Origin of the sequence: Brevibacillus sp. HB1.1 (assembly GCF_013332445.1) — a bacterium.
In the GTDB taxonomy this organism is placed as follows: domain Bacteria; phylum Bacillota; class Bacilli; order Brevibacillales; family Brevibacillaceae; genus Brevibacillus; species Brevibacillus porteri.
On record NZ_JABMIV010000001.1, the window covers coordinates 112,750 to 133,106 of the forward strand.

The following is a 20,357-nucleotide window of genomic DNA, read 5'->3' on the forward strand; positions in this document are numbered from 1 at the left end:
GAATGATCCACTCCTTTTTAGGCACTGCGTCTGTGGGAAAGACCGCAACCAGTACGTGATGTAATTGGGATTGGATAGAAACCGTGGCGAATCAAACTCGCCACGGTTTCCTATTACGCATCGCACATATACACGGGTTTCGAGTAGAGGCGCAAGGTTTCTCTCCATTTTTTAACCAATCGCTCCCACTGTTCTAGCTCGATTTGCTCCTGTTTCAATAGGCTAATCGGGATACACAAGTTTAATAGACGCCCATCTATTTCAAAACGGGTAACACCCGCAGGCAAAACATGCCCTTCCGATACAATACGCTCCAATTCTGCCAGACTGATTGGCGGGAACCGTATCAAGGCGGCTCCTGTTTCCGGCCATTCGAGCATCCCTGTGGGCAGACGATGCACCTGGTGGCTATAGTTGTAACTGTCCACTAATTGACGCCATAGCGTCATTCGCCACTCATCATCGTGCCGATTCTCATTTGGATACAGATAGAAGCGTTTCTTGTTCCCTATCTTCATTTCTGCCACAGGCGTTTCTCGTAAACGCTCTGTTTCCCATCGAAACACAGAATCTTGCTCCACTGATTGCAACCATGTAGCGACTGGCACAATATGATCCCACATATCCAAGTGAAAATCCTCATGCTCCACTACCTGTACGGGGATATGTTTGCACCCAAGCGCTTGAAGAGCAAAGGTCCGATGTGCACCATCAATGATCAAATACTGGCCGTTTTGCATGAGAATCGCCAGCGGAGGATGGCGCAAAATCCCTTCCTCCTCAATGATCTGTCTGGTCTTGTGTAGTCGCTTGTATTCATGTGACTCGTGCAAACAAATTCGAGATGACTCTACCAGTTTTAGATTTGCCAGCACATCGTACAAAATGGTAACCTCCAGTTAGTCTTGCAAGTGAGTTCCGATCCCCTGCGAGAGTGCTTGTTTGTAATAGTAGCCAGCAATGGCGATATCAAAAATCGCCATCCCCATCGGATTAAACATGATGGGCTCATCTTGTGGAAAGTCTTTCATCTGGTCAAGGCAGACGATATCTGTGATGGATTTGGTATCTTCTTTTTGCAACCCTCTCTCTAGATGCATGATCTCGATGTCCGTGTTCTCACGGCAAACTTCGATCCAGTCGTCTACGATAATGGAGCGGGTATAGTCGAGAATTTTTGGTGTAAAGTCGCGTAACGACACATTTAACAACAAGGAATGACGTTTTGGTTGCTTGTCAATAAAACCATGCGGTGATACTGTGCACGTAATGAACACATCTGCTTCGCAGTATGCTTCTTCCCACGTTTGCGCGATAACCGTTTTCTCTTTGATCTCAGCCGGAATATACTCCTGTTGGATACCCGCAATGTCATAGAGAACCACCTTGGCGATCTTCTCTCCTAATAAGGCCGTTACCATTTGCAGATGAAGTCTGCCAATCGGACCAAATCCGATAATTCCGACCGTTACATTTTGCAGGGGGCGTACTTGTTCGTAATGCTTGAGGAGAAGACCGGAAACAGAAGCAGTTCGAATGCCGCTGACCAGAGCCGTATTAATCGTTGCCACAGGCTTACCCGTTCTGGCTTCGTTCAGGATGGTAATCGAATGCGCGCGTTGGATACCCTCTTGGAGGTTTTTCGGGAAACTGGCAATCCACTTGATTCCCGCCATGTAGGTATCTCCGCCTACAAATGCTGGCATGGCAATAATGCGGTTTGACATGTCATGATATCGCAAATAAGGTTTAATCGGCTGCGCATAATCTTCCTTTTGTAAGGCATGCACAGCATGTTCAATTACATCAATGGTTTCCTTCCAATTCTTGCCGATCTTTTCGATATCACTCGTGTTTAGATATAACACCGTGCATCCCACCCTGCTTATCGTAGTAGATTTGATTAGACACTGCTTAATTGCCAACGAAAGAATGCTTTTGCTGGTGTAACCACTGAACCCATTCCTGGTTGTATACGGTATTGACATAGGGCATACCGCCGTCTGGGCATAAAAAGACAACATTTGGCTTGGCTACGTGCTTTTGATCTTTGAAATACTTTTCAATCGCCCAGTAGGAAGTCCCAGAAGATCCTCCAGCAAAAATGCCATGCTCAGCGTACAGCTGATAGCAAGCCTTGACTGTGTCCTCCTCCGAAACATGGACGACCTCATCAATAATCGCGCCCTTAAGTATGTCAGGCCGCATGCTCGATCCAATTCCCGGGATGTATCGTTTTTGCGGCTCTTGTCCAAAGATAACGGATCCTTCTGTATCGACAGCAATGATTTTGATGTCTGGAAAACGTTCCTTCAATCGCTGCGAAATTCCAGTAATCGTGCCCCCAGAGCTAACGCCGATAAAAGCATAGTCCAATGTCTCAAAGCTGTCTGCGATCTCGGCTCCCAGTCCGTAGTAATGGGCTCGAGCGCTATCCGGATTTCCGTACTGATTGGTCCAAAACGAGTTATTCGTCTCATTCAGCAGGCGATTGACCGTTTGGATGCGCGTTAGGAGAAATCCTCCTGTCTCGTCACGGTCCGTTACTTTTACGACCTCATGGGAAAATGCCCTGAGCAAGTTCTCGTAGACGGGATTGATGTTTGGATCGATGACTGGAATAAATTTAATTCCGAGTCGCTTGCACAAAGTCGCCAAAGCGATAGCAAAATTTCCCGAAGAAGATTCGATTACAGTAGTTTCCTGCGTGATCTCTCCTCTTTTGATCGCCTCCTGTAATATGTAAAAGGCCGGCCTCACTTTTACACTTCCCATGAGGTTGTTGTATTCCAGCTTGCAAAACAGATTGATGTGCTCATGTTCAAGTTTGTTTAAAGGCGTATTGCCAATCATGTGACTTATGGCCATCATTTTTGTTAGCATATTGAGCCCTCACTCCCGATTTTTCCCGTCTTCGTCCGATTGACTATATACATCTTGGCCCTTCGATCAGGCAGATTTTTCATCCATTTTTTGCTGGATGTAACCTGCCAACGTTTTCATATCTTGAAAGTTTTCCAAATGGAGCATGTCATCATCGAATTCAATGCCAAACTCCTTTTCAACCTTTACGACCGACTTGATAAAGGTCAAGGAATCAATGTACTCCGTAAGTTCTCCGCTTTCGTTCACGTACTCAGAAAACAACCGGAGGAGCGTCTCGTATACTTCGTTTTCCCTTTCCATAGGAGTCCCTCCAAGTGGTAGATGCTTACACAACAACGCCAACTCGTTCCAGTACTTCTCTTGTTTTAACGACCGCTTCATATTCCTGTGTTTGTATGCTGCTGATTTTTTGGAGAACGCGATGAACCATGTCACTGCGATTACTGTCAAAAGCCTTAAGAATCATATTGGTCGTAATTTTCCATTGATGCCCGATACTGCGATACTGCTCGGCAAGATCTGCAAAGTTTTCGTACTTCTCACTGATCGCCTGCAGGACATTGGCATACATCGCTCGTGTTTGGGCCATGCTGATCAAGCTGTGGTTAAGGATATCGAGATGATCGTCTGTAATCTCCACTCCGCTAGCGAGAAAAGCCTCTACGTCTTTGAGAAAAGGATCAAGCGATTTCAACCCAACCTCGACGTTGACATCGTCGGGTACATCCAACTCCCGCTTGATTTGACTTACTTCGCAACGACCCTCTAGTACGCTGAGATTGCTTCTGACTGCTTCTATCAACTGATCGGGCGTCGGATGCAGGGAATCGGAAAGTACCAATTCAAATGAACGATTGTGGAGTGGATACCATTCACCTGTACCTGCATCCCGATAGGAAGAGTTACTAGCCTGTAAAAATTGCTCGATGGGCAACAGTCCTTTGTAGCGGTAGTAATCATCGACGATCAGAAGCTGGTTATCTTCTCTACCTGTGACAATGATGCTATGCATTTCTGGCAGGTCCTGATAATAAGGGTTGTACGGGAGTTCTGCCATATTGCAGAGGACGATTGTCGGTACCTCCCGTTCCAAACGATCTTGTATATTTGCCAAAAATAGGTCGTCTTCTGGTTCAGCCCGTCCTTCTACGCGGATATTGTGAATCCACTTCAACTCATCGACTGTTCTCATGTATTGACCATTTATATCTCCATAAGGCGAATCCTGCGTTTTAAGATAGATGGCACCGCACTGCTTCCATGCTGTTTCCAAGGCGGAAAAGTTCAGGTATTTCAGAACTGTGTAGATAGAAGCACCGATGCAATCCAGGTTCGGATGCTTGCTCGGTTGAATCTCGGTGAGTGACATGAGCACTCTCCTTCCTGTCTATCGTAATGGTAAACACATGCGACTATCGGATATCCGAATCACGTTCTCGCAAGGCAAATACTTGTTGCAAAAATTGACTAGTGAGAGACCTCACCTTATCGACAGCAGCTTCCATATCGGATCGCTTCAACATTTTTTCTTTGTATAAGCTAAGAGCATAGCGGTTCACCACGTGATTGGATGCCTGCAAAATCTCCTCCGCCATTTCGCGTACAGACTGATCCGCCTGTGGTATGTACCAGTCCACTAATGTTTCCATCCACAGTTCTTTCCCGCCTAATTGAACGTAGAGCTCGTTTAAATTGGCTTCATGAAAATAGTTGTCTGGCTGCTCCGTTAGTGACAGCAACAGCGTAAGCTCACGGCCAACTTGCTGTTTACTCTCAACCGCTTTTAGTAAACACAGCAACTCCTGTTCCGCGCTGGTACGTAAGATTGCTTCGTCATCTGTAACGCGATCGAGCACCATGATCAGCCGGGATTGCGGCTCTAAATTCGCATAAATCTCCTCAAGCGTTTGATACGTGGTGGAAAATTTATCGTACTGGATTCGTTGAGCCTGCCCGCGAGTCAAATGATTGTGATTGATGATCGTATAAACCTGCTTGTCATGGTCATAGCCAGTGATGACGGTGAGATGATCGGTATGTTCCTTCTGGTATTGCGGCGTGTAAAAGGTGTAGTACTCGTCAAACGCAACCATTACTGGCTTGCCTTGATCCAACTGGTGTATGATCGACTCATGCAATTCATCCAGACGAGCGACAGGCACGAGTTTGACTCGATAGCCAAATTTGTAAAGCATCTCCTCATCCGACAAATATCCCATAACCTCAGCATGCTCCCGATACGAATAGGGGTACCCCTCAGCATCAAGCTGATAGCCGCGCTTCAACCCTAGAAAAAGCTTAAAATACGGAATCAGATGGGCATCCTGCTCTTCCATTAATAAAGCGAGGCCGCGATCATAACAATTCCATTGACGCCAGGATAATTGACTGACATCGGCATACGAGCTGCGTTTGATTTGCGTACCATGCAATGATTTTGTGTTTCGTGGTTGAACAGTTTGGACGGCAGTAGCAGCTGCCTCTGCTTTCGCAACCTGTTCAACTTCATGCCCAGCAGCATCAAGATAGGCAGCAAAATCGGAAATCGTCAAATGGGTAAGCAGGTCTTGTACTTCTACTTCTCGGTTCATCCGCTTTGAGATTTCGCTGATCATTCTAATCGCGATGATCGAGTCCCCGCCCAGCTCGTAAAAATTGTCATGGACGTCTACTTCTTCAAGCCCCAGAACATATCCCCAAATGTTAGCCAGCTCTTGCTCTAAAACGGTGAAGGTATCCTGTTGTCTCCCACGTACCACCACGTTTGGCAGCTTCGCTTCTCCAGATATTTGCGGTGCAACATTGTCTTTTTCTCTCCCGGCATCCTTGTCAAGAGAATGAAGGGAAGAGATGTCCAGCCAACAACGCTTACGCTCAAACGGATAAACAGGGAGGTGCACGCGGCGCGGCTTTTTAAACGTATACATGGCACTCCAGCGTACATCTGCCCCACTCACATACAATTCGCCGAGCTCTTTCAGATCAGATAACTCTTTGCTTTGCGCCAATAAAAGCTTTTGCAAAAGTGCATTAGATGCCTTATTCATCGCTTGTTGTTCTGCCTCAGTCAGTATCCCAGGCTCTCTATCCGCTTTTTCCTGCGAGATTACCTTGTGCCAGCCAAAGAAAATATCTGGTTCAGAAAGTGTTGTCCAGTCGCTCGCGCACAACTTGGAGATTTTTGCAAAAAAATCATCCATGTCCCTGCAAATCAGCAGCAAACGGTAGCCGTAGTGACTACGGCCCGTATTTGCCGTAAAGCTGAGACTTTCCAATGTCGGCAATTCCTCCACAGGCTTGCTGGTCCACTTCTGAAAGCGGAGCAACAGGTTGAGCAAGCTCTCCTTGCTTTTAGCGGATAAAGCGATTGCCTGAAACCCTTCGTCTTGCTTGAGAGGCTGAATGAATGGTGCTTCCTCTACTACGAGGTGCACATTCGTTCCACTCATCCCAAACGAACTGATTCCAGCCCGTCGCACGCTTTGCTCTGGTTCCCACTCTGTTAATGTGTCATGGATGTAAATGGGAGATTGTTCAAAAGGAATCATCCGATTCGCGCGCTGAAAGTGCAAATGCGGAGGTATCTGCTTTTGTTTCAGAGACAGGATCACCTTGAAAAGACCAGCCATACCTGCTACGTGGTCGGTGTGACCGATGTTCGTTTTTACCGATCCGATCCCGCAAAATTGGCGACGGTTTGTGTAGGGGCGAAACGCTCTCTCCAATCCGTCCATCTCCATAGGATCACCCAGCTTAGTGCCTATGCTGTGCACCTCGATATAGGAAAGGGTTTCGGGGTCTATCTGCGCGTCTTTCCATGCCTGCTGAATCACTTCGGCTTGTGCCAATGAATTAGGCGCCGTAAGCCCGAAAGAATGACCGTCTTGATTGGCGGCGCTTCCCTTGATCACGGCATAAATCGAATCCCCGTCTGCAAGAGCCTTTGTCAACGGTTTTAGCAAAACGGCGCCAACGCCTTCACCGACACCCGTACCGTCTGAATTATTGTCAAAAGGGCGAGTACGCCCAGATTGCGATAATATTCCCAAATCATTGCTTCCATCTTGTAAAGACAGCAAGATGAGCTTGACACCGCCGGCCAGCGCCATCTCACATTCTCCTCGACGAATTGCTTGGCATGCCAGATGAACAGCCATCAACGATGAGGAGCAGGACGTATCCACAAGCATGCTCGGACCTTTGAGATCCAACAGGTAGGAGATGCGAGAAGCGATGACCGATTTCATATTGCCAATGATTGAGGTGGACAGCGCATCTGGTTCCAGCTCTCGAATCATTCGTCTATACTCTTCACCAAAATCACTGCTAAACCCCAGATATACACCTGTACGGCTACCAGCGAGCATCGTTCCACCATACCCCGCGTCCTCAATCGCCTCCCAGCATGTCAGCAAAAATAAGCGCTGGTTCGGGTCCATCTGGCTGGCTTCCTTCGGAGAAAGACCGAAGAATTGCGGATCGAATTTATCAATTTCATTCAGGTAGGCAGCTTCTCGAAATTGAATTTGTTCCATCGTCAAGCCTTTGGCGAGTAACAAAGGAATCAAATCGTTCTGGCGCTCTCTGGGCAGCTCTCGCACACAATCTTGACCAGCTTGCAACAGACGCCAAAAGTCTGCCGGGTTTTCTGCGCTTCCGAATCTGCAAGCAGCACCAATCACCGCAATATCGTGTGAATTGGATTTGCTGTCTGTTGAATGAGCATCCGTCTGCTGTTTATTCAGTTTGACTCGGTTCAGTCCTAATGGCTTGCTCACTGCATTCTTCCTCCTTGGTTCCTCTGCTCACCTGGTTTGGCTTAGCTAGCTTGCCATTCGTTGCCGATCTCAGGAAATCGCTGTTGCAAGTCCGATTTGCTGGTCAGCTGATCAAAGCGCATGGCTTGTTCCGCGTCAGGAGCTTTTTTTGTTTGGAAGATCAAACGAAGCAGAGAAAAAGCTTCGCGTACATCTCCGTAGCCCCCCTCTTTTTCTCCTTGTTCCAGCTGTTGTCTCAGTTGTTGTAGCGCTTGATAGGGAGCGATCACCCCTTGCTGGTACGCTTCTTCATCAAGACCGCGATTTTTCGTGCAAACAGCAATCGCAATGCAAGAATCGACCAGTTGGGCAATTGCTGCTTGATTACGCGCTTTGGCATCCTGAAGCTCTTGCTGATAACGATTGATCTCCCCCTGCTTGTCAAAGGCAAAGGCGCGAAGGGGATATCCTTTGGCCAAATTTGTCAGTACATTTTTAGGGCCGAGCTCAATTACGGTATTCGCTCCCTGTTTTACCAAGTAATCCATCGTAGATTGCCAGCGAACAGGGCTGGTTGTCTGTGCTGTGAGCAAATCGACAAGTTGATCAGCATGGGCATAGGGTTGTGCTGTCACATTGGAAATCACAGGCCATTTGGGATCGCAATACGTGTATCGCTTCAGTTCTTCATGTAATTGTTCGGCTGCTTGCACCATGAGTGGTGAATGGAAAGGCGCACTCACCTTGAGGCTGACTACGGAAGTCGATCCATGCTGCTTGCACGCTTCTTCTACTTGCCGCACCGCATGTGCATGGCCGGAGATGACGATTTGATCAGCGGAGTTATGGTTGGCGACCACGACGATCGCATCGTCACGAGAATGTTCCCGACAAATCTCCTCGACAAGTTGAACATTCAACCCAAAGATTGCTGACATCGCTCCGACACCCTGCGGTGTGGCCACCTGCATGAACTGACCGCGGCGATAGACAAGGCGGACGGCATCTGCAAACTGGATGGCACCGGCACAAGTCAGGGCCGTAAACTCGCCCAGACTGTGTCCAGCCACCCACTTCGGTTCGATGTTCATTTCCTCTGAATAAACGCGGAAGGCTGCGACACTTGCCGTCAAGATTGCTGGCTGTGCATGCTCTGTTTTGGTCAGTTCTTGTACATCCCCTGCAAAACAAAGGGATTGCAGGTTAAATCCAAGCGCATCACTTGCTTCTTCAAAGGTGCGAGCGGCAATGGGATGGGCCTCACATAATGCTTGACCCATTCCAACATATTGCGAACCTTGTCCCGGGAATAAGAGTGCGATTTTGTCCATTTTTGATCACCCTTCTCTACGTCATGTATTCATTCACTAGCATCCTGAGCAATTGCTGGTAATCCTGAGTCATCTCCGTGACTTTTTCTGCGCGGAGGCAATCTGGGTCGAATGCACACACGATATCAATCACGTCTTTTCCTTCCTTGATCCAGAAAGTAAGCTCATGTTCAAGGTGTGTGAATGATGCATCTGTAAACTCATTGACACTGCCGAAGAATGGAATAATGGTTCCGTCGTTGCGATCCGTCCGCAATTTTTTTAGCCACAACGAGGCTTCTCCCGTCATTTTCTCGATGAACTGTCGCTTCTGCTGCACCTGCTTGAATAGATCGAAGAAGGTATTGACCTCTGACATGTTCACCCGGAATGGATAGGCATTCATCTGCAGCTCCTTGGCGACAGCCACTTCCATATAAAGATCCTGCTGTCCCGTCAATTCAGCCATGAGGTATAGATACATCGAAAGCAGAACGTCTCTAACCTCAACAGCCTCCATTTGACTTACCTGCTGCACATTCTCAAACAGATCATCCGTAAGTGAGAATTGGACCCAGTTTGTGTCCGAATTCGCTTCTCCACTAGCCCAATACTGAGACGGCAACTCGATCAGCGAGACACGATCCAACTCCTTCAACCAATAAGTGGTCGTATCGGTTTCCTCTTGTTCATCTGCTACATCTAAAGCGGTGTTCTTCAAAAAGTTGGTTAGGCCAAACAGCGTAGGATGGGCGAACAAATCGGCAATTCGAACCCGTCCAGGGTAAAGCTGTTCAAGCTTGGCATGAACTTGCACCAGTAAAAGCGAATTACCGCCTATGTGGAAGAAGTTATCCTGCATACCGACCGTTTCACGCTTAAGCACTTCCCGCCAAATGTCAGCCATCTGTTCTTCCAGTCTGGTAGCAGGAGCTTGATATTCGGTGTGCTTGTCTTGAAGGGCATCAGGCTCTGGCAATGATTTGCGATCCAGTTTTCCGTTTGGTGTCAGCGGCCACACACTCATATGCGTATAGAAATGTGGAATCATGTAATCGGGTAAACTTTTGCTCAGCATAGCTCGCAATTCATCGCTGTCCAACGTTCGAGTTGCCATATAGTAAGCAGCCAGGTAAGGATCGCTAGCGGTATCTCGCACACTGACTACCGCTTCCGTAATATCCGGATGCTGGCAAAGGGCACTTTCAATCTCACCTAATTCGATGCGATAACCGCGTACTTTGCACTGAAAATCGGATCGTCCCACATATTCAATACGTCCATCCGGCAGCCATCTCGCGAGATCACCTGTTTTGTACATGCGTTGACCAGGTTTAAACGGATGAGGGATATAGCGCTCAGCCGTCAGTGTTGGCTGACCGAAGTAGCCTCTCGTTACCCCATCCCCTGCAATGTAAAGATCGCCAGTGATCTTCATCGGCTGCACTTGCAGATGCTCATCGAGGATGTAGACTTGTGTATTGGGCAAAGGCGCGCCAATCGTTACTTCCTCTGCCTCAGTCAAGTCCTGCACCGTAGACCAGATCGTTGTTTCAGTTGGACCGTACAGATTGTAAAGTCTCGCCTTCGTCTGTGTGCGAAGCCGTTGGAACAAAGTCGCCGAAAGGGCTTCTCCTCCAAGCAGGATCGCTTTCAGGCAGTCAAGTGCGTGCAAGTTGCTCTTCTCTTCCAGCATGAGCTGTAAACGGGATGGAGTCAGTTGAAGGAAAGTGATTTCTTCCTGCAAAATCAACTCCTTGAGCACTTGCGGGTCTGCTTGTTGTTCTTCGGTTGCAATGACTACGGTCATCCCTTTCGCCAGCGGTACAATCGTTTCAAGCAGAAAAATATCAAACGAAATCGTTGTCACAGCCAGCATTTTGTCTGCGCTGGCAAAATCGATGTGTTCGCCGATTCCCGAGCAGAAGCTCATCAAATTGCCGTGCTCAACCATAACGCCTTTAGGCTTGCCTGTAGAACCCGATGTGTAAATAACATAGGCGAGATCGCCAGGTGTAGCCTGTGGCGGAAGATTGGAGTCGTCTTCCATCTCCATCCGAGAATCGTTTACGTCTACTCGGACAACACTTCCCCACTGCTTCTCTGCCAGAGAATCGTGGGTTAAGACGAGGCGAGTCATGCTGTTTTCCAAAACATAGGAGATCCGTTCTTCTGGATAGTGCGGATCAATCGGAACAAACGCGGCCCCCGCTTTCAAGATCGCCAAGAGTCCGACCATCATTTCCACAGAGCGATTCGTCAAAAGGCCCACGCAAGTATCAGCAGTGACGTCATGCTGCTTGATCAAACGAGCTACTTGGTTTGCTTGCTGATTTAATTCCGCATAAGTGACTTTCTCATCTCCGCATGTGACAGCTAACGCGTTCGGCTGTGTTGCCGCTACTTCTTCAAAGAGCTGGACGACTGTTTTTTCACGAGAATATTCCAAACTCGTGTCATTCCATTGCTCAATCAGCAGCAAGCGTTCTTCTGCTGCTAGCATGGACATCTTGCCGATCAATTGTTCAGGATCTTCCACCATCTGCTCCAGAATCTTCTGAAAGTGTGTAGACATCGACGCGATCGTCTCTTTGCTGAACAGCTTGTTGCTGTATTCGATATCGACAATCAGGCGCTGTTCTCGCTCAATGATGTCAAAGGTCAGATCAAACTGGGCAGAGCGCTGTTCAAATGGATAAGGAGAGAGCGTCAACCCATTTGCACTCATGCTTCCCTTCGCATCGCCGGTATTTTGCAAAATGAACATCACATCAAACAGTGGGTTGCGCGCCGTATCTTTTGGCAGCGTCAGACGATCCACCAGCATTTCGAACGAATAATCGGCATGAGAGAGCGCCGCCAGTGCCCGTTCTTTTACTTCCTGAAGGAAATCTGTCACGGTTCGATCGCTTCGCGGGAAGTTTCTCATCGCCAGTGTGTTCAGAAAGACACCAACGATGTTTTCCAGGTCTGCATGATGACGACCAGCCACTGGCGATCCAATGATAATGTCTTCTTCGCCAGCGTATTTCGACAGCATAATGGTGAGCGCTCCCAGAAGCGTCATGTACAAGGTTGAACCATTGTTTTTTGCCAGTGCCAGTATCTTCTCTGTCATCTCTTGAGGAATCTCAAAGGTCAGGACATCTCCCTCAAAGCTCTGGACGGACGGTCGAGGGTGGTCCGTAGGCAGATTAAGCACAGGAAGTTCTCCATCCAGCTCTTTTAGCCAGAATTTCTCCTGAGCGGCCAATACCCCATTGCCCAGCTGCTCTGACTGCCACACGCTGTAGTCTTTATATTGAATCCGCAGCTCGGGCAACTCGAGTCCCTGATACAATTGGAAGAACTCACGGATCAAAATGTTGATGGATACTCCATCGGAAATAATGTGATGCATGTCGAACAGCAACAAGTGTTTGTTGACATCCATGCGAATAAGCATACCGCGAACAAGCGGAGCTTTTGACAAGTCAAATGGTCGAATGAATTGTTCGACTGTTCTCTTTGCCTCGTACTCGTCGACTTCACCATACGCCAACGTAAAATCTACGCTCGGTTGAACGGTTTGCATCAAAACTCCATCCACGATGGAAAATGAGGTGCGCAACGACTCATGACGCTGCACCAGCGAGACAAATGCACGTTCGAAGGCCTCTCTGTCCAGCTCTCCTTCAAGCATCATGACTGTAGGGATGTTGTAGGCAACTGCCCCTTCCTGCATTTGTTCCAATACATAAATTCTCTGCTGAGACGATGTGGCGGGATAAGCTTCCCGATACTCTGCTACAGGAATCGCTGACACAGCTGTTTCTTCATTCGGAGCCAGTAACACAGCCAATTGACGGATTGTCGGAGTCTGAAACAGGTCGGTGATTGTCATCTCTTTTTGCAACTGCTTGGTGACACGGGAAACGATACCGATTGCCAAAAGCGAATCGCCACCCAGCCTGAAGAAGTCGTCGTCAATGCTCAATTCGGAGTAACCCAGCACATCGGACCAAATCTGACCCAAGTCTTGCTCCAACACCGTGTACTGATCGCCTTCCTCCCTGCCAGACAAAACAACACGGTTTTGTATGGTAACTGCGGATGGTACTTCGCGTTCCTTATGAGATTTCACGCTTGCAAAGATCGTGTCTCCGAGCTTTACTTTCAGCGACGGTGCCCATTCCTTCAGCACTTGCAAATCAAATTGTCCAATGATCAAATGCTCAGTTTGGCAAGACAGCGAAGCATCAAAGGCCTGTATCGCCCCATCCATTGGCATGTAACCGATAAAACCAGGACCTGTTATGCCTTCAAACGCATACCAGTTCAAAGCGATCGTTGGTTTTCCCGTTCGATTGCGAGCTGCACTATAGGCATCCAGGAAGCAGTTGGACGAGACATAGTCACTGCCTGTCGCTCCACCCCAAATTGAAGCAAGTGATGAGAAGATCACAAAGAAATCCAGATGCTCCGGTTCAGTTATTTGATCGAGGATGACTGTGCCCGCCATCTTCGCTTTCAAACCATTTTGAAAATGGGAAAACGACTTCGTCTGAATCGTCTCGAAGGTGATATGCGCCGCGGATTGGATAATACCGTTGATCGGTCCGTAGCGGGCGCGGACTTGCTCGGAAATATCCTCCATCTGCTGACGGTCGGACACGTCGGCTGCGTAGCAGACTACCTGCGCTCCCATTTCCTCTAGCTCAATCAGTTCTCTCAACTTTCGTGCCTCAGCAGCACTGCAGTCTGGATGCTGTAAACGCTCCTGCCACTCGTGGTTAGGTGGAAGTGGAGAACGATTAATCAGCACGAGCGTCACATTTTTTTGAACGGCTAGATGCTTACTAAATGCCAGTCCCAGTTTTCCGGTACCTCCGGCGATCAAGTAAACGCCATTTTCACGTATCTCTACAGGCCGTTTCGGAATTTGATCGATATCGCAGCGATTCATTTCTGGTACGATGCGATTTCCTCTATAGGCCACCAAAGTGTCATCCCGATTGCAACGAATTTCCGCTAGAAGCTGACCAGCCAACTGCGATGTTGAACGCCCCTCTGTTGCGAGATCCAGGCTAAAGCATTGCAGTTTTGGATTTTCCTGCGAGATAACCTTGGCAAGACCGAACAAGGGCGCCTTTTCTGGAAAAACAGGGCCGTTGTCATCTACTGCTTGTGCGTAGTTCGAAACGATCCGTAAATCTAGCACCTGCTTCAGATCCAGCTCAAGCAACGCTTGTGTTAAATGGAACAGACTGTAAACGCCAAGATGTTGCGCTGACTCCAGAGCTTCAAGCTCTCCGAGACCATTTGGCTGTTGGACGCCCGAGGTCAAGCTCCATAAGTGGATAATCCCAGTCAGCTTTTCCTTTTTGTCCCCGAGTCTCTCGAACACACGCCGCAGATCTTCTGGCTGGCTGGGGTCTAGGATAAACTCGTGGGAAGAAACGGAGGCAAAAGCTTCTCCACTGCGAAGTATGAACACTTCATGTCCTTCCGATGCCATCGCGTCAGCAAGAGTTTCTCCTACACCGCCTTCATCTTGAAACACTAACCAGATCCCTGAACGCTGGGACTGATGATTGGTTGTTAGCTCTTTCGTTTGCCAATTGATCTGGTAGAGCCACTCTCGATACTCTTGTGGCGTATACGCTGAGTGCCCGACCAATAACGCTGAATCAGACAGATCAAGCAGCGCTGTTGACGACGGATACATGGCAACCGATTGATAGTTCGTATCCCGAAGAGCCTTTTCCCAGCGTGAGGCATCCATCAGTCTGGATTGGTGTCGCAGATCGGTGTCTTCGTACTGCCACCAGTCTGCGGCAAGCCCCCCGATCACATTTGCCGTTGAACGATTTTTCACGAGCTCAATCGCAAACAGCACGCCCTGCTCTGCAAGCAACTGATGCAAAATCGATAAGGATGCCCGAACATCCTTCGTCCTGTGTATAGCATGATTAGCGATAATCACATCGTATGCGTGTAGATCGAATCCTTGTTCGGCTGGGGCCTTCTCCATGTTGAACAGGCGGAACTCCACAAATGGATACACTTCTTTGCACTCTTTTTCTGTCTCATCGAGAGTCCCTTGGACACTATCCGTAAACAGATAAGTGACTGCTTGATTTTCAATCTTCGGCAGCAAGAGGCGTGCAAGACTGCTTGAACCGCCTCCAACCTCCAGAATACGGACAGGACGGCTATACGAATGGATGTATTGGGCAATTGTTTCCACTGCCATAAGTCCAGAAGGGTTTTCAAGAGTAATGCGATCCGCATACAGCTTGAAAAAGTCAGAAGTATCGTCCGACATAAGTACGGTCTGCCCTGTCATGATGGTTGAGTAATGGGCAAAACACGTTTTTAACTGGGTGAACGTCTCACGCTCATTCGGATAACGATCTAGACAATCCTGATAAAACGTTTCCGCATCGAGACCCTCTGCTTGAGCAGCAAGTCGATATGTTCCTGCAACTTGTTCAACAAGGGACGCTTGAACGACGAGCCCAAGCATGAGTTGGAAGAGATGTTCATTCCTTCCGTCAAACCTTACAGCTTCACGCAATTCTTCCAGTGAATACGTTTGACTCTGCTTGTGGAAAACGCCCAGTTGATTGAAGCATTCAAGCGATGACAAGCCGGAATAAAAAGTCTCATCCTCTTCCAAGCCTGTTTGCTTTTGGACATTCACCTGATTCAGTAAAGTTTCCCCAAACGTAAAGAAGGTGGAAGCAATTTTATGAACATCAGCAGTTTCGTTCTCATGTGCCGCCTCAGTTGCTACAGCAGCGGACCGCTCAATTGTTTCGCTTACAGGTTGATCCGATTGCACCCAGTGGCGGGTTTTGGCAAAGGAATAGGTTGGCAAAGGTACTTTTTTCCATTTAACTGGACGGTAGTATTCATGCCAATTGATTGGCACCCCTCGCACGTACTGTTTCGCCATGTCTACTAGGTCAGAGCTGTCTAATTGCATGCTGATCGGCAATGAACTTTCACCACGGGAATTCAATACCCCGTAGAACACCTGGTTCCCATCAACAAGCGGAGCACCGTCCTCCATCCGTTCTCCCGCGCACAGGCGATGGATCTTCTGCAAAAGGTCCTCTTTGCTGTTGATGATAAAGGCAAGGCGATACCGATAGTGTCCGCGCCCAGTATTGGCAGTAGCGCACATATCAAGAAGGGAATGCTCAGAAGGCGCTGATAAAAATGCTTGGTATTTCTCAAGCAAATCCCATAGTGACTCACTTGTCTTGGCAGATAACGTAAATAGGTAATTGCCAGATTCTGGAACGGCTATCGCCTCGCGCTTAGGAGGCTCTTCCAAGATGACGTGGGCGTTTGTCCCGCTCAGGCCGAATGCACTTACGCCGGCTCTCCTCACAGGTTGGTCAGCCTCTACATCCCAAGCCTTTAGCACATCATTTATATAAACAGGCGAATCTATAAAAGGAATTAAGGTATTCGGACGTTTTACATGTAGCGTCGGCGGAATCTGACGATGCTTCATCATCAAAGCCGTCTTAATGATCCCAGCTACACCGGATGCCGCTATCGTGTGCCCGATATTGCTTTTGACCGAGCCTATTGCGCAAAATTGCTTACGTTTTGAAACTTTCTGAAAGGCATGCATGATCCCCTCAATCTCGACAGGGTCGCCTAATCTTGTACCGGTCCCATGTGCCTCAATGTAGGAGATGCTCTCCGGATTGATTCGCGCCCGCTCCCACGTTGTTCGCAGCAAAGCAGACTGGGAAATCGCATTGGGCGCTGTAATACTAGTAGAACGTCCATCACAATTGACCGCTGTGCTTTTAATCACGGCATGGATATAGTCGTTGTCCTTGACTGCTTGATCGTATGACTTCAAAAGAACAGCACCAAGACCTTCTCCCCATACTGTTCCATCAGCAAAGTCATCAAATGCTTTGGTTTTGCGTTCTACAGAAACGATGCCAAAGTCAGTATCTTGTTGAATCGGAAATAGGGAAAGGTTCACTCCACCTACGAGAGCCATTCGACAATCGTTATTTCCAATGGCCTGACATGCTTGGTGCAGAGCGACCAAGGAGGAAGAGCAAGATGTATTAATCAGTTGGCTCGGACCTGACAGATTCAGCAAATAGGAAATTCGTGAAGCAATAATTGCTGCAACGTTGCCAGCCAGCGAGGACGAATCAACGTTTTTCAGCACACGCTGGTATTGTGATTCATTGTCACAATATCCCAGAAATACGCCTGTAGGAGAACCGCTGATCATCTTCTCGCTATACCCGGCATGTTCAAATGTTTCCCATGCCAACTCGAGAAACATCCGCTGATAAGGATCCATGGTTCGAGCCTCTGCAGGTGATATCTCGAAAAACGCATGATCAAATAAATCCACGTGATCGAGATAACCCATCCGCTCATACGTAAAATCTGTGTCGTTAAAAAATTCTCTCGCTACCCTCTCGACATCTGGACGCCTTGCAGCAGGGATATCACTGATTGAATCGTGCCCTTGTTGCAAATTGTTCCAGTATTCTTCGAGGCTGCTGGCTCCGGGAAAACGACAAGCCATACCGATGATCGCGATATCTTGGCGAGTGTTTACGTTGGCAGAGGACAGTTCTTTCAGCAAAGGAAGTGCTTCCTTCTCTTGCAGTCGATGAGCAGCCACTTGCTGCAAGATGTATTTTTTTAGCAAACTCATCCTATTTCCCCTTCCTTTTGTCGATCAGTTCGGCACCCTTGTCTACGGAGAGAACTCCCTCCTTGACCTCCCTCAGCAATTCCAGAAGGGATTCATCATCATCGCCTTGATCTTCCATTGATGCAAACTGATCCTGTTTTCTTTGTTCGAGAAAATCCACAAACATAGCAATCGTATAGTAGGAAAACAAATGTGCGACGCTAATCTCGCTATCCACTTGTTTTACAATTTGCGCATGCATTTTGAGCAACAGCAGGGAATTCCCCCCCAGCTGGAAAAAGCTGTCGTGTACCCCCACTTTTTCGATTCCCAAGATTTCTTTCCAGATGGTAACCAGCTGTTCTTCGTTCTCATTTCGTGGGGCTACATAGTCAGCATCGGACGCCTGTTGTTCATCCACTTCTGGCAGTAGCTTGCGATTGATCTTGCCCCCTGCTGTCAACGGCATTTTTTCAATGCTGACAAAAAAGGAAGGAATCATGTGATCGGGAAGCCGTTCGCTGAGATAACCACGCAAGTCACTTGCGGTCAATTCCTGAGCATTCGGTACGTAGTAAGCGCACAATCGAGCCTTCTCTTCTTGAAATAGCACGGCACACTCTTTTACTAGCGGGTGGGACAATAGAACCTCATCAATCTCGCCAAGCTCAATTCGGTGCCCGCGTACTTTTACTTGATGATCGATGCGACCGCAGAACTTGATATTGCCATTCGGCAGATAACGCCCAAGGTCGCCTGTCCGGTAAAGCTTTTGATAACCAATTTCCGGATAAGGGTTGTCAACGAAGCTGGCTGCTGTTTTCTCAGGATCGTGCAAGTAACCGTGTCCCAAGCACAAGCCTGTTATATAAATCTCCCCTTGATGTCCCGCCGGAACTAGTTTGCGATTTGAATCCAGCAGCAGAATTTTCGTATTGGCTATCGGCTTTCCGATCGGTATCGGTCCCTGATGGGTATGGTCAATCTCAAAGTAGATGACACCAATAGACGTCTCCGTCGGACCGTACAGATTCGTAATACGAACGTGGGGAAACCGCTGAAGAAACAGATGCACGGTGTGAGCCGTAATTTCCTCTCCCCCCAAGATCAGGTGGCGAATCGAAGATAGTGAATCGTGTATGTCCAGCCGTGTTTCCATTTGATCCACCAGCAGGTTGAAGACCGACGGCACAAAGTCCGTAATCGTAATCTGATAGGTTGAAATGGCGTGCAACACTTGATCGAGCGTCATCTCAAATTCAGGAATCGGCAATACCGTACGGCCACCATGCAAGAGCGGCCAAAATAGTTGCCAGACCGAACTGTCGTAGTGATGGGGAGTCGTCTGGAAAATGGCGTCCTGTTCCGTACAACCGTAGTGTTCATCCATCCAGCGAAACCGATTGAAAATACCGATATGAGGAACGACAGCACCTTTTGGTTTGCCGGTGGAACCAGATGTATAGATCACATAAATCGGGTCGTCCACATCGACCTGGACATGTAAGTCCCCTTCTTCCCGGATTTCATCCGCATCGACGATTACAGCACGTGTCAATTGTACGAATGATGGTTCCTGACGTATTTCTGGTCCGATCAGCGTCACCGGACAATCCAATTCATCCAGTAGCTGCTTTTTCCGTTCGTTCGGACTCTGCACGTCTAGCGGGACAAATGCCGCACCTGTTTTCATGACGGCTAGCAGGGAAATGACCAAATTCAAGCTACGATTCATCAAGACCGGAACATAGCTTCCTTTTCCAATGCCGCTGTCCTTCAACATGTGTGCTAGGCAATTCGCTTTCCCATTAAGTTGAGCATAGGTAAGAGTTTTATTGCCAAACACAGCTGCTGTTAGGTGAGGAGTACGCGCTGCCTGTTCTTCAATCAGTTGATGAATCGGCTTTGGAGCAGAATGAGGAACATCTGTTTGATTGCGGGTATACAACAGATCAGTCCGCTCTGCTTCTGTCAACATATCGATTGTGCGAACCAACCGCTTGGGATCGGCGACCACTTCACGAAGAATTTGTAGATAATGGCTGATCATGCGTTCGATGACAGCCTCTTGGGACTGCTCGCCCGCATACCGTACGCGACCTGTGATTCCATCTTCTGTTTGCTTCAATGCAAACACCACTTGCAGGGACAGGCCTTCCAAAGCAGCAATATCTTGCATGTTTTCTAGTACGAAAGCAGTATCTGTCAGTGTCATCAGATCGGTGTCGGATAGATCAAGCCATTGCATCATTTGCGAAAACGGATAGTTCTGATGCTCAATTGCCTCTTTGACCAGCTGCTTACCCTCTTTCGCCACTTCTGCAAAAGTAGCTTCTTGATGCATCCGTACACGAAGCGGCAGTACCCGATTCCAAGCATTAGGGGGAAGCGGATTCTGAAAGACGGGCGTGAGAATGATCATGTCGTCTGTCTGCTTATACCGATTCAGCATGATTTGAAACGTCGACAGAAGGAACAGGTAGAGCTTCATCGGATGATGATCGCAATGGGCCGCAACGGCAGCGTTCAAATCATCTGGAAATACAAAAGATATTTCTTTTGTCTCCTCCCCATCGCCCTCCTTCTCCGTCTCTTCGGTTGGAAGGAGGGAGAGCGTCCACTCCCCCTGTAGCTTCTCGCGCCAGTAGTGCTCCTCCCGGCTAAATTTTCGACTGGTTAGCAGAATGTTTTGCGAAATAGTAGTCTCCATATGCCCTCCCCCTCTTACTCACC

At 48.2% G+C, this 20,357-nt stretch carries 9 protein-coding genes; all 9 read right to left on the reverse strand.

Going from position 1 to position 20,357, the window contains the following annotated elements; all coding sequences use genetic code 11:
- Nucleotides 1-113 precede the first annotated feature (113 nt).
- Nucleotides 114-875 carry a ParB N-terminal domain-containing protein gene (locus HPY27_RS00580; protein WP_244521691.1) on the reverse strand — a complete coding sequence of 254 codons (762 nt, stop codon included), beginning with the start codon at nucleotides 873-875 and terminating at the stop codon, nucleotides 114-116.
- Nucleotides 876-899: 24 nt separating this feature from the next.
- Nucleotides 900-1,868 carry a 2,3-diaminopropionate biosynthesis protein SbnB gene (sbnB, locus tag HPY27_RS00585; protein WP_017249061.1) on the reverse strand — a complete coding sequence of 323 codons (969 nt, stop codon included), beginning with the start codon at nucleotides 1,866-1,868 and terminating at the stop codon, nucleotides 900-902.
- Between the two features lie 46 nt (nucleotides 1,869-1,914).
- Complete coding sequence (sbnA, locus tag HPY27_RS00590) at nucleotides 1,915-2,883, reverse strand: 2,3-diaminopropionate biosynthesis protein SbnA (RefSeq protein ID WP_173623569.1); 969 nt, start codon at nucleotides 2,881-2,883, stop codon at nucleotides 1,915-1,917.
- A 66-nt stretch (nucleotides 2,884-2,949) separates the two neighbouring features.
- On the reverse strand, nucleotides 2,950-3,186 hold the full coding sequence (locus HPY27_RS00595) for a phosphopantetheine-binding protein (protein WP_017249063.1): 237 nt from the start codon (nucleotides 3,184-3,186) through the stop codon (nucleotides 2,950-2,952).
- A gap of 25 nt (nucleotides 3,187-3,211) precedes the next feature.
- Nucleotides 3,212-4,255: a BtrH N-terminal domain-containing protein gene (locus HPY27_RS00600; protein ID WP_173623570.1), complete on the reverse strand. Its 1,044-nt coding sequence runs from the start codon at nucleotides 4,253-4,255 to the stop codon at nucleotides 3,212-3,214.
- 43 nt (nucleotides 4,256-4,298) lie between these two features.
- Nucleotides 4,299-7,664: an edeine polyketide synthase EdeG gene (edeG, locus tag HPY27_RS00605; RefSeq protein ID WP_174224144.1), complete on the reverse strand. Its 3,366-nt coding sequence runs from the start codon at nucleotides 7,662-7,664 to the stop codon at nucleotides 4,299-4,301.
- 41 nt (nucleotides 7,665-7,705) lie between these two features.
- Nucleotides 7,706-8,974: an ACP S-malonyltransferase gene (gene fabD / locus HPY27_RS00610; protein WP_174224145.1), complete on the reverse strand. Its 1,269-nt coding sequence runs from the start codon at nucleotides 8,972-8,974 to the stop codon at nucleotides 7,706-7,708.
- A 16-nt stretch (nucleotides 8,975-8,990) separates the two neighbouring features.
- Nucleotides 8,991-17,645 carry an edeine biosynthesis hybrid PKS-NRPS EdeI gene (gene edeI, locus HPY27_RS00615; RefSeq protein ID WP_174224146.1) on the reverse strand — a complete coding sequence of 2,885 codons (8,655 nt, stop codon included), beginning with the start codon at nucleotides 17,643-17,645 and terminating at the stop codon, nucleotides 8,991-8,993.
- Between the two features lies 1 nt (nucleotide 17,646).
- Nucleotides 17,647-20,334, reverse strand: a complete 2,688-nt coding sequence (gene edeJ, locus HPY27_RS00620; protein ID WP_174224147.1) for an edeine non-ribosomal peptide synthetase EdeJ — start codon at nucleotides 20,332-20,334, stop codon at nucleotides 17,647-17,649.
- Nucleotides 20,335-20,357: the final 23 nt, after the last annotated feature.